General features: G+C 36.5%; 9 protein-coding genes and 1 tRNA gene. 5 read left to right on the top strand and 5 right to left on the bottom strand.

The window, feature by feature from the left end; genetic code table 11:
• Positions 1-481: 481 nt before the first annotated feature.
• On the bottom strand, positions 482-2,131 hold the full coding sequence (gene ettA, locus BARBAKC583_RS04635; RefSeq protein WP_005767450.1) for an energy-dependent translational throttle protein EttA: 1,650 nt from the start codon (positions 2,129-2,131) through the stop codon (positions 482-484).
• A 559-nt stretch (positions 2,132-2,690) separates the two neighbouring features.
• Between ettA and pncA the strand changes: the two genes are divergently transcribed.
• Entirely contained in the window at positions 2,691-3,299 is a 609-nt protein-coding gene (gene pncA, locus BARBAKC583_RS04640; protein WP_005767452.1) for a bifunctional nicotinamidase/pyrazinamidase, read from the top strand.
• Positions 3,300-3,344: 45 nt separating this feature from the next.
• Here the strand turns inward: pncA and BARBAKC583_RS04645 are convergent, their stop codons facing one another.
• Positions 3,345-4,397 (bottom strand): DUF475 domain-containing protein, encoded by a 1,053-nt coding sequence (locus BARBAKC583_RS04645; RefSeq protein WP_005767454.1) that lies wholly within the window; start codon positions 4,395-4,397, stop codon positions 3,345-3,347.
• A gap of 317 nt (positions 4,398-4,714) precedes the next feature.
• Between BARBAKC583_RS04645 and BARBAKC583_RS04650 the strand changes: the two genes are divergently transcribed.
• On the top strand, positions 4,715-5,254 hold the full coding sequence (locus BARBAKC583_RS04650) for a helix-turn-helix domain-containing protein (RefSeq protein ID WP_005767457.1): 540 nt from the start codon (positions 4,715-4,717) through the stop codon (positions 5,252-5,254).
• A gap of 364 nt (positions 5,255-5,618) precedes the next feature.
• Positions 5,619-5,798, top strand: coding sequence for a YegP family protein (locus BARBAKC583_RS04655; RefSeq protein ID WP_005767459.1), 180 nt, complete (start codon positions 5,619-5,621; stop codon positions 5,796-5,798).
• Positions 5,799-5,964: 166 nt separating this feature from the next.
• On the opposite strand, the gene BARBAKC583_RS04660 is transcribed toward BARBAKC583_RS04655, so the two are convergent.
• A tRNA-Ile gene (locus BARBAKC583_RS04660) sits at positions 5,965-6,041 on the bottom strand.
• Between the two features lie 170 nt (positions 6,042-6,211).
• On the opposite strand from BARBAKC583_RS04660, the gene BARBAKC583_RS04665 reads away from it, so the two are divergent.
• Positions 6,212-6,952, top strand: coding sequence for an SIMPL domain-containing protein (locus BARBAKC583_RS04665; RefSeq protein ID WP_005767461.1), 741 nt, complete (start codon positions 6,212-6,214; stop codon positions 6,950-6,952).
• Positions 6,953-7,302: 350 nt separating this feature from the next.
• Here BARBAKC583_RS04665 and rpoD read toward each other — a convergent pair whose 3' ends face one another.
• Together rpoD and dnaG are read right to left on the bottom strand one after the other, a co-directional pair.
• The gene (rpoD, locus tag BARBAKC583_RS04670) at positions 7,303-9,303 is read right to left on the bottom strand and encodes an RNA polymerase sigma factor RpoD (protein WP_005767462.1); all 2,001 of its coding nucleotides are present in this window, start codon (positions 9,301-9,303) and stop codon (positions 7,303-7,305) included.
• Positions 9,304-9,640: 337 nt separating this feature from the next.
• Entirely contained in the window at positions 9,641-11,578 is a 1,938-nt protein-coding gene (gene dnaG, locus BARBAKC583_RS04675) for a DNA primase (protein ID WP_035453153.1), read from the bottom strand.
• 132 nt (positions 11,579-11,710) lie between these two features.
• Here dnaG and BARBAKC583_RS04680 point away from each other — a divergent pair, with 132 nt between their 5' ends.
• Positions 11,711-12,922, top strand: a complete 1,212-nt coding sequence (locus BARBAKC583_RS04680; protein WP_005767464.1) for a mechanosensitive ion channel family protein — start codon at positions 11,711-11,713, stop codon at positions 12,920-12,922.
• Positions 12,923-12,958 lie beyond the last annotated feature (36 nt).

The following is a 12,958-nucleotide window of genomic DNA, read 5'->3' on the forward strand; positions in this document are numbered from 1 at the left end:
TATATCCATAAGATTTTTCTGCTTATTGGAATTTATATTATAATTTTTACAAAAAAATCTTTTGCTATAATAATTAAAAACAATAAGAAGTTTTTACGAATCAAATCCTAATTAATCGGTAAATCACGCAAACTGAATTAGTATGCTTCAAAATATAAAAATGAAAATCCTCAATACCATATTTTACTACACAAGCACTTTATTCCAAGAATAGTGCATCAGCATGTCAACCGCATAACCATATATAAATGCTAACCATAACAGTTTGACTAATAATAATTGCTTTCACACACCATCGATCCAATAAAACAATAGATTATTTACTTTGTGAAAGCCATGATCAAAACTTGTTCTCTTTTCATCTCCCATGCAATGAAGAGACACTGGCAACATGGAATATAATTTGCTTTTTGAAAAATTTAGACGACACAAACATATCGATACTTTTTAAATTTAAATAGCTTATACAAGAAGAAGAATATTAGCGTGTGAGTGGCTTATAATTCACACGCTTAAGATTAAGCGCATCTGGGCCAAGACGGCGAATCTTATCTGCTTCATAGTCAGCAAAATTACCTTCAAACCATTCCACATGACCATTACTTTCAAAAGCCAAAATATGCGTTGCTAATCGATCAAGAAACATACGATCGTGCGATATAATAACGGCACAACCAGCAAAATTTTCTAAAGCGTCTTCCAATGCACCTAATGTTTCCGTATCAAGATCATTGGTTGGTTCATCGAGAAGAAGAACATTGCCTCCCTCTTTTAAAAGCTTAGCCAAATGTACACGATTACGCTGCCCACCTGACAAATCAGTCACTTTTTGCTGCTGGTCCCCACCCTTAAAGTTAAAAGCACCACAATAAGCACGACTGTTCATTTCATATTTGCCTAACTTGATAATATCATTGCCGCCAGAAATTTCCTCCCAAACAGTCTTCTCACCCTGCAACGTATCACGACTCTGATCAACATAACTTATCTGAACTGTCTCCCCAATGCGTATTTTCCCTGAGTCTGGTTGTTCTTGCCCTGTTAACATCTTAAATAAAGTAGATTTCCCTACACCATTGGCACCAATGACCCCAACAATCCCACCGGCAGGAAGCTTGAAAGAGAGAGAATCTATCAACACGCGATCACCATAGGCTTTTGACAGACGATCAACTTCAATAATAACCTGGCCTAATCTTTCACCAACAGGAATAATAATTTGTGCATCACCAGGGCGACGTTCATGCGCAGCCTGAACCAATTCATCATAAGCCTTGATACGAGCTTTTGATTTTGCTTGACGTGCTTTTGGGCTAGAGGAAATCCATTCTTTTTCGCGTGATAACGCACGCTGACGAGTAACCTCTTCACGACCCTCCTGCGCCATACGTTTAGCTTTAGCATCCAAATAAGCAGAATAATTCCCCTCATAAGGAATGCCTTTGCCACGATCCAATTCTAAAATCCAACCTGTTACATTATCGAGAAAATAACGATCGTGCGTAATCAAAAGGACCGCACCTGGATATTCACGCAAATGTTTTTCAAGCCAAGCCGTCGTTTCTGCGTCTAAATGATTTGTAGGTTCATCCAAAAGCAATAAATCAGGTTTTGATAAAAGCAATTTACAAAGTGCAACACGCCGCTTTTCACCGCCTGAAAGTTTTGTTACACTCTCGTTTGTTGGTGGACAATTAAGAGCGGCCATAGCCATTTTCACTTGGCTTTCTAAGTCCCAAAGATTCTGGCTATCGATAATATCCTGAAGTTTAGCGCTTTCATCAGCTGTTTCATCATTATAATTCATCATTAATTCATTATAGCGATCTATGATCGCCTGCTTATCTGCAACGCCTTCCATTACATTGCCATACACATCCTTATTTTCATCAAGAACAGGCTCTTGCGGAAGATAACCACAACGCGCCCCCTCAGCAAGCCATGCTTCCCCCGTGTATTCTTTATCCAATCCAGCCATAATGCGTAAAATAGTCGATTTACCTGCACCATTTGGTCCCAAAATGCCAATCTTTGCATCCGGATAAAAGGACAGATGAATATCCTCTAAAATTTTTTTATTACCGTAAGCTTTACTGACCCCATCCATATGGTAGATAAATTGGCGTGCCATAAGTTTCCTTTTGATATTATGTGATTAAAGAAATTAGAATTCCAAGAACACTGTTTTTGCTTGTCTCAAATTTTGCGATAAACAATCTTTACAGGCACGAACAGCTTCGCACCATATTGATACATTTTCTTCTCTCATCTCACAAGCCCTTCATAATTTCAAATACGAAAAAACATCCCTCAATGCAAAAAAGGCTTTCTTTTTTGTATCTGAAATGTGCTAAAGAACTAGCCTCTCTCCTGATCTTATATACAAAGGTGTATCAATCAGCTTAAACTATCCTGCAAATCAACAGATAATTACGCAGCAACTAAACTTCTTATTCTCTTCTATCTTATGAACATTACACCATGTCTCCTACTCATTAAACATTGACAGATAGTGGTATGTAATTGCAATTAGTAAAAAATAAGCAATATCATCCAAAATTTATCTATATCTCTCTTTTACGACCTGATATTGGAGAGTTCTGAACTTGAATCAAGTCATCTTATAGCTTCAAAACGAAACAGAGCCTTAAAACTACTGAAAGAAATAAGTTGCCTACAGGAATAGATTGATGGAAAAGAAAGCTTTAATCGTTGTGGATGTTCAAAATGATTTCCTTCCAGGTGGAGCACTTGCAGTACTACAAGGCAATACTATTCTACCAACTATCAACGATCTCATAACCCGTTTTGACCATGTCATTTTAACCCAAGACTGGCATCCAAAAGGGCATCTCAGCTTTGCTTCTTCCCACCCTGATAAATCCCCTTATGATATGATTAATCTTGATTATGGTCCTCAAATACTCTGGCCTGACCATTGCGTACAAGGAACAAAGGGAGCGGATTTTCATCAATCTCTCAACATTGATAAAGCACAGCTTATCATCCGCAAAGGCCATAACCGGAAAATTGACAGCTATTCTGCTTTTTTTGAGAATGATCAAAAAACGCCAACAGGCTTACAAAATTACCTCAAAGAACATAGCTTTACAAAATTGATTATGTGCGGTTTAGCAACTGACTTCTGTGTTGCATTTTCTGCACTTCACGCTGTACAATGTGGTTTTCAAGTCAGTGTCGTGTTAAATGCTTGTGCTGGTATTGATGTCAATGGGTCACTTAATATCATGCTTAAAACTATGCATGAAGCCGGTGTAGAACTTTTAATGATTTACTAAAATCCTCTCCTAACAACTACAGAAACAAAATAAATTCATATCATATCACTTAGATACAACATGTTTGCTTGAAAAATCATGTTTGAAACGAAGGGAGGAATAAAATGCCATTCCAATCACAAATATACCAATAAATCCTGTTAATATTTCAGGTACCGGCATAATAATTTGCATATACATAATAACTGCAAGAATTAAGATCGCATAAAAAGCACCATGTTCCAGATAACGGTAACGCAATAATGTTCCTGTTTCAACAAGCATGACTGTCATAGAACGTACATAAAATGCGCCAATACTAAGACCTATGGCAATGATAAAAAGGTTATGTGAAAAAGCAAAAGCGCCAACAACACCATCAAAAGAAAAACTAGCATCCAAAATTTCTAAATAAAGAAATGAGCCTAGCCCTCCCTTAGCAGTCGTGGTCAAGGTCATTTCTTTAGAATCTAAAAACGCACCAACTGCTCCAACTACTAAAAATGTCAAAAGCCCATAAAGCATAGCTAGTAAAACAGTCAGCTTATCTGCTGTGACAACTTGTCCTGAAAAAAATAATATCAAAATTAAAACAATTGCAATATCAATCCCTACGAGAAAACCAAGTTTCTGAGCTGGTTTTTCTATAAAAGGCAGCCAATGTACTTTTTTTTCAGGATCAAAAAAATATTTTAAACCAACCATCATGAGGAAGGTTCCTCCAAAAGCTGCAATCCCTGCATGAGAATCCGTTAAAATCGTAGCATATTGATCTGGCTCCCATATTGCTAATTTGACTGCTGCAATTGGACTAATCCAAGCAGCAAAAGCAACAACCAACAGTGGGAAAATGATCCGCATACCAAACACTGCTATTATAATGCCCCACGTCAAAAAACGACGCGACCATAGCTGGTTCATTCTTCCAAGAATCCGTGCATTAACAATAGAATTATCAAAAGACAGAGAAATTTCTAAAATTCCTAAGGTACAACAAATGAAAAAATATTTCAGAATCCCAATAATGCTGTTCGTTTCGAACCAACCAATAACCCCACCTAAACAAACACCAATAATTGTGAAGGAAAAAGCCCATTTAAAATATCTGAATAGGACCATAATTATTCCTCAAAATTCATCTTCTGGAATCTATTTTTTAAATCAAAAACTACATCTATCAATAATAAAATAGTATGCACATAGAAAATTCATACGCCTCTCCCTTAAAAAGAATCAAGAAAATAGAATTAGTAAGTCTATATTCCTTTCAATTCAAATATTATTCTTAGAATAAAAAATGAAAATTCACTCTATATTTATTGAATTTAAAAAAAATAAAGGACTAAAAGACATTGACATTGAGTAATGAGATATTAATACAATGTGTAGTTTTATTGGTATAAAGCTCATACCATACTTACTGAGGGAGATAATTCGTGGCACGTCCTGAAACTGAAGCAAAAACCGTATTTGGAAAGCGTTTGCGTCACATTCGCCTCGCTTTAGGCGATCCATCACGTGAAACATTAGCTAAAAATTTTAACATGACAAAGAACTCCATTGCTTTTTATGAGCGAGGAGAAAGAGAACCTAATCTTAGTGTATTACAAGCATATCGGACATTATATGGAGTCAATATTAATTGGCTTTTAACAGGCCAAGGAAAAATGTTTGATACTGAATATACCAGAAGTGAATTTGACTGGAATTACTTTATTAAAAAAATTGAAACGATTGAAGATATTCTTACTAACAGCGATTACAGTGATATACTCAATCAAAATAAACTTAAAAAATCTTATGAAAAATTGCAAAAATATCCACTGGCACAGAGTATATCGAATAATCTTAATCCAAAAGCAATCGCTTCCCTGGTCAATATGAAAGCAAATATGGCAAATTCTTATGCTCTTAGTTTGTTTATAGAGCTCCTTATTCGAAGCATATCGCATAAAGATACTACAGCTAATCAATAAGATTTTATTACAAAAAACACTAGAACTTAAACTCTATCAATATAAAAAATTTTTGCTGTATTGATAGAGCTTAATACGCTTTATTATTTTGTCATGAAAGCTTGAGCGTATCTGCACACCATGATCAAGAGAAGCCTCCTTCTATTTAGGAAGAAGGCGGTATTGCTATAATTTTCCAACAATCTACTCAATAGCACAAAATATTGTTTTCTTTTTGAAACACTGACATATATTGCGAAATGTATTCTTGCAAACCAAGAAAAACTTAAGGGGGATGTTGATCTTTCATTGAAAGCGTGTTTGGCACTCATGTTAGAAACTGAGTGCTTATCCTGCAAGCTAGTTGTTGTTTATGAGGTAAAACATGTATTTTGAGGTGTTTCGGGGTGTCCACAATCAGTGGTATTGGCGTTTAATTTCAACAGATGAGCAGAAAATTGCTTTTTCCAGTATAGGTTACCCAACAAAAGAAGATATCCTGATAGGTATCGAACAAATCAAAAAAGTTACACGTCGTACATCTGTCGTAGAATTAAAATCTTAATGTTTTTTGCTGTCTAAATGAAAATTTTTATCTCAGAGAGTGAATATAAGCAACGGACTACTGCAGTAATACATATAACTTTAGTATTAGCTCTAAGCAGATCTATCAAACTCTAGCGCATATGAGAATTTTTCCTTATAGACTAGAAAATTCTCCCTAAAGAAAATGGTGGGCCCGGAGGGACTCGAACCCCCAACCAAGCGGTTATGAGCCGCTGGCTCTAACCAATTGAGCTACAGGCCCCACAAGACTGCTTCTCTCTAAACTAAAATACTTTATAATACAAGAGATTGCCTCAATTATAATTCATATTTTTTTCTTTCCTCTCGCTTTTTTTCTTTCAGCGCCCTAATTACTTTACAATAATTCCTGAAAATGAGAAAGTAATGAAGACACAAATGAGACGAATGAATATGACAAAAGCAATTTCCCAACTTTTTAATATCTATTGGACAAAAATCACTATATTGACAATTCTGGCACTGTTAACCAGCTCTCTGTCTGTATACGCTGAAAAAAGCACAATAAAAAATTCCACTATTACTGTTACTGCAACCGGTGAAAGCCAAGCAACTCCAGATATGGCGATTATGAATTTAGCCGTTATTACACATAATAAAACAGCTCAAAAAGCATTAGAAGCCAATAATAAATCTATAAATAACATTATTGATTCTTTTAAAAAGGAGGGTATTCAAGAAAAGGATATACAAACATCAAATTTATTTATTCATTACATCAATTCTGATAAACATCAAGAACAAAGAGGTGATGAAAACCTCTATCAAGTTTCACATTCTTTGACAGTGCGCATCCGTGATCTTTTAAATGCTGGCATGATACTTGACCAAGCAATGGCGCTCGGTATTAATTCTGTTAGAGACATTACCTTTACTAATACTGATACAAAACCATTTTATACAGCAGCGCGTAAACAAGCTATTGCTGAAGCTATTGAAAAAGCAGAAACTCTAGCTCACGCAGCCAGTGTGAAATTGGGGAAAATTATTGAGATTAATGAAAGTAATGATCCTCCTCATCTCATGCCACGCCTTATCAGCAGAGCACAAACTGCAAGCTATGCGGATACACATTTTTCAAGTGGTGAATTGAACTATAGTGTTACTGTCACTGTAACATTTGCTATCGACTGAAACACATTCAATCTCTGATTTTTTTGAAACATTCCTTATCAAGTTACAGGCTCTCTCGATAAAATGCTCGTGATACGTTGGAAGAAGTAAAGCATTGAAGCTAGTTTCAATAAACCACCTTCATGAATTTTAATTTTCCTACGCGCAAAATTGTGTTTGATATACTATTTGAAATTTCATAATACCGACCGAGTGATGTAACTGAACATCTTCACTTTCATCAATAAACCAACAAATATAACTTTCCAGAGATGAACGTGAACTGCTTCAATCATTCAAAATTGAAAATATACAATCTTTTACAGCTGATTTAAGGATAACTGACCATAAAAAAGCACGCTTTCATTACATTATGAATCAAGAAAACTACGCAATTTACGTGAACGACTAGGATGCTTCAATTTACGAAGTGCTTTTGCTTCAATCTGACGGATACGCTCACGTGTGACTGAAAATTGCTGACCAACTTCTTCTAACGTATGATCAGTATTCATCCCAATACCAAAACGCATTCTTAAAACACGCTCTTCACGTGGCGTTAATGAAGCGAGTACGCGAGTTGTTGTATCACGCAAATTAGCCTGAATAGCTGCATCAATTGGCAATAAAGCATTTCTATCCTCAATGAAATCCCCTAAATGAGAATCATCTTCATCACCAACAGGCGTTTCAAGTGAAATAGGCTCTTTCGCAATTTTAAGAACTTTTTGCACTTTTTCTAAAGGCATAGAAAGTTTACTGGATAATTCTTCTGGTGTAGGTTCGCGCCCAATTTCATGTAAAATTTGGCGCGATGTACGAACAATTTTGTTAATAGTTTCAATCATATGAACAGGAATACGAATGGTACGTGCCTGGTCAGCAATTGAACGCGTAATTGCTTGACGAATCCACCATGTTGCATAAGTTGAAAACTTATATCCACGCCGATATTCAAATTTGTCAACGGCCTTCATCAAACCGATATTACCTTCCTGAATAAGATCAAGAAACTGCAAACCACGGTTTGTGTATTTTTTTGCAATTGAAATAACAAGACGCAAATTCGCTTCTACCATTTCTTTTTTAGCAATCGTCGCTTCGCGCTCACCCTTTTGTACTTGGGTAACAATCCGACGAAACTCTCCTATCGAAATAGCAGTTTCTTGCGCAAGATTTTGTATCTCACTACGCAAATTACGAATGACCTCAACTTCACGAGTTGAAAATTCTTTCCAACCAGATCCTGGTAAAGTTGCAATATAATTAACCCAATCTGAATCCAATTCACGGCCTTGATATTCTTTTAGAAAATCTTCGTGCCCAATTCCATAACTATTCGCAATCCGCTTTAATTTACCCTCATTATGAACCAACCTTTTATTAATATCATACAGTTGTTCAACTAAGGCTTCAATACGATTTTGGTTCAGGGAAAGAGATTTTACTGCTTGAATCAAATCAGATTTCAATTGAGTAGATTTCTTCTTTTGAGCAGAAGAGAGATCACTTGCTTTACAAGCAGCTAAACTACTTTCAACATGCTGATTTTGCAATTTCCTCAATTTGACATAAGTTTCAGCAATAAAGTTCAAAGTTTCCATAATCTGAGGATATAATTCATTTTCCATTGCTGCAAATGACAAATTAACCTCATCATCTTCATCATCTTCAGCACCTATATCCTCTGCAATAATGTCCACGTCATCTTTATCAGACGGGGATGCTTCTTTTTTAATTTTTTCTACTTCACTCCGCTCAATAATTGGGGCTTGCTTGGCTTCTGGTCCAGCGTAAGTCATTTCAAGATCAATAATTTCACGAAGAAGGATACGCTGTTCTCTCAATTCTTCACGCCAAATAATAAGCGCCTGAAATGTTAAAGGACTTTCACAAAGCCCCGAAATCATTGTTTCACGTCCTGCCTCAATGCGCTTAGCAATGGCAATTTCCCCTTCACGAGAAAGAAGCTCAACTGCTCCCATTTCACGCAAATACATACGCACCGGATCGTCTGTTCTATCTGTTGCTTCACGTTTAGGTATCGTCGCAACTTCACGGCTAGTGGCCTCTACCAAATCACCACCTTCTACCGTAATTTCCCCTTCATAATGCTCAGCTTCTATTTCATCTTCATCGTCTACAACGTTAACACCCATCTCAGAAAACATCATCAATATATCTTCAATTTGTTCGGATGTAACTTCATCAGAGGGAAGAACCGCATTTAATTCATCCATTGTTACGTAGCCATTTTTTTTGGCAAGCTTTATCATTTTTTTGATGGCGTCATCGGAAAAATCAAGAGGAGCATTGTCTAAGCTTCCTTGACCCATTACTTCTAGATTGTCTTTCTTTTTAACCTTTGCCATACTGTCACTCCAACTTGACCACTACACAGACTTCGTGTGATCAAATTCTTTTGCATTCTCACTTAGCGCATCAATCATGTTTCATCTTCTTAAGGTAATCTCTTACTGAAAATGAATACATCTTCATATACACTCTTATTTGCATAAAAATATTGAAAAACTTCAAAAGTTTCCCTCGGTACTCTCAGCCTTTCTGAGACAACCTTTACACTACATAGCTTAAGAGTCACTTTTTGATTATTCCTGAAATTTAGTCACCATTCTTTAAAATACTATTTCCACAATAGATTAATCCTATCATGAGGCTTTGGTGACTGATTCTCTTTTAAAAAGCGAATCATTTTATCTTATTTTCCTCACTCTCGTCTGTTCTTTCATTAAACCAACAGCCAAATCCTTCAATTAAAGCTTCTGTTGCGTGTGTCTGCTCTAATTCAACCTTTGTTTCACGCAACAGATCAAAAATTTCGCTACTAGGATTATTCAAGAGTTGCTCCTCAATATCTTGCAATCTCTTATGTAGGTGGTGTTCTTGAAGATGCAAGTAGATAGCTTGTTTCAACACAGAACGAGCATCTTCTATAGGAGCTCTAGCGAAGAAAGTACGCATACCAACCTTTTGTACAAGATTCATCATATGCTCTAAAATAATCTTTTGTCCTTTTTTTTCTAAAGCTATGATCATCGTCTCTTCAGCAAGAAGACACTGACTACCAAGAATTTCTAACATAGATTGATGAAAATTCATCAATTGAGTATTTTTCAATTCTAACTCAGCAAGAACTTCAAAATTTTCATGCCAAAGATCAGGATAGTGTGCTAAAACTAGCAAAATAACTGCTTCTCGTAAAGGAATAGAGTGTGACGAAGTGCGCACCATGTCGGAATTTTCTAAAGCAGAAAAAATTTTTCCCTGAAATATCCCATTTTTTTGATTTTCACTGTACCCTTCTGTACTCTTCTTTTTTGAAAAAGATGAACGAAAAAAATCAAAAAGTCGCTTTTTTATATCTTGCAAATAATAACGACGTACACTCTCATCTTTAATCTTAAAGATCTCCTGTTTCAGTTCTCGTTCTAACGCTGCTCGCTCTTCTGGTGTTTCAAAACGCTTTCCATAAGTGGCACGCAACCATAAAAGTTCAATTAGCGGAATTGATTTTTGCACATAAGAATCAAAAAATTTTGCACCACCAACACGAACAATCTCATCAGGATCTTGTCCTTGTGGCAACAAAATAAAGCGCACAGACAGCCCTGCTTTCAAAAGAGGCAAGACACGATCGGCAACACGAAAAGCAGCTTTTAAACCAGCATCATCCCCATCAAAGCATAAAATTGGATCAGAACTCATCTTCCACAAAAGCTCAATTTGAGCCTCTGTTAACGCTGTCCCCAGAGGAGCAACCACTTTCTCAAAACCAGCCTTAATTAAACTGATAACATCTATATAACCTTCAACAACAAGGATGGAAGGTGCTTTTTCTCCACTCGTGAAGGAGTTATTTTTGCGAGCAGAAGCTGCGTTATAAAGTATATTTCCCTTATGAAACAGCACCGTTTCAGGACTATTGAGATATTTTGCCTGGACATCTTGATCTAGCGTACGTCCTCCAAAAGCGACAACGCGCCCGCGTAAATCTTGAATAGGAAATATAATACGATTTCTAAATCGGTCGTAGGGAACCGCAATATCCTCACCTGATATGAGAAGACCACAATCCTCCATCTGCTTAACTGAAACACCACGTGCGCTCAAAACCTCTTTCAAGGCTGTGCGCTTTGCTGGCGCAAAACCAATCCGAAAACGTTTTGCAAGTTCTGGTGTTATACCACGTTCATCAAGATATTGGCGTGCTTGTGCTCCTCCCTTATCATACAAATTATTTTGAAAAAAATCTGTAGCTATTGCCATAACATCATACAGATCTGCTTTTTGCATTTCACGTTTATAACTTTGTAGATCAAGAACGGGTAATTTCATACCAGCCAAATCAGCTAAGCGTTCTACAGATTCTGAAAATTGTAATCCATCAAGTTCACAAAGAAAATTAAAAATGTCACCACTCACACCACAACCAAAACAATGGTAGTAGCCTTTACGATCATCACAATGAAAACTTGGAGTTTTTTCACCGTGAAATGGGCAACAACACCAAAAATCTCCTCGTGAGGACTTGCTTTTTCGGGGATCAAATGTCACCCTTTGACCAATAACTGTTGAAATTGGCAATCTTGTGCGGATCTCATCAAGGAAATCAGGGGGAAAACGCATCATCTTTCACAAATTCTTAAAATTCTTTTTTGCATGTTTAACGACTTTGGAACATAATGCCAATACCTCTCTTGAGAGTTTGCCAAATTTTCAATAATCCACCGAGAATAATTCAAAAATGGAGATAAAAAAGTGACCAATTTTTTTGTTAAATATCCATTGCTAGAAACTATTGCTTGGTTAATTGTTCTCACTTTTGTTGCATTTTTAGTTAATCTTTTAGCACGAAAACTTCTCATTCATGGAGAAAAACGGCTCTCTTCCTTTCTCCCCGAGAGTACAACCAATGATACTGAATGTGCTATTAGGTACATAGCGAGTATTGCTTCAGCTTTTATTATCTCAACCGGTGTTAATTTTATACCAACATTGCCCAACGTGCTCGGTACTATTATCCGCAATGTTTCCAATGCTTTTATTATTTTTATTGTTGTCTTAACAATTTCTGCTCTTTTCAATGTCATCAACACTCTTTACGAACAACAACCAGCAGCACGATTAAAACCGATAAAAAGTTATATTCAAATTGCTAAAATTGCACTTTTTGCTGTTGCTACTGTTTTAATGCTAGCCACGTTGATCGATCGCTCGCCCCTTATCCTCTTTTCTGGTCTTGGTGCGATGGCAGCTGTCTTGCTTCTGATCTTTCAAGATACACTGCTTTCTCTTGTTGCAGGCATCCAAATTTCATTTACCGATATGGTACGCGTCGGCGATTGGATTGAAATTCCAAATCTCGGTGCAGACGGTGATGTCATTGAAATTGCCCTGCATACCGTCAAAGTTCAAAATTTTGATAAAACAATTACTACAGTTCCCATTCGTAAGCTGGTTACAGATCCTTTCAAAAACTGGCGTGGTATGCAAGAATCAGGTGGCAGACGCATTAAGCGACCTTTATTCATTGATCAATCGAGTATCCGCTTTCATACAGAAGAAGAGCAAGCATACCTTGCGCAATTTAACTTATTAGAAAACTATTTTGCAAAAAAAATACCGGAAATCAAAAAATGGAATACCCAACTGAGTAAAAACCCAAATGTCCCCGCCAATACCCGACGTTTGACGAATATTGGAACTTTCCGTGCTTATATTTTATCTTATTTACGAGAGCATCCTCACATCAAAAAAAATATGACTCTCATGACACGGCAATTACCTCCAACACCGGATGGCTTACCCTTGGAAATCTACTGCTTTACCAACACAGTTATTTGGGCAGAATATGAACAAATTCAAGCTGATATTTTTGATCATCTTTATTCTATCCTCCCTGATTTTGGTCTAAAAATCTTTCAAAATCCAAGTGGTTACGACTTTATTCATGCATTTGAAACAAAGTAAAATAATAAGCCCCTCTGATATTAATCCTTTGAATAA

Origin of the sequence: Bartonella bacilliformis KC583 (assembly GCF_000015445.1) — a bacterium.
Lineage (GTDB): Bacteria > Pseudomonadota > Alphaproteobacteria > Rhizobiales > Rhizobiaceae > Bartonella > Bartonella bacilliformis.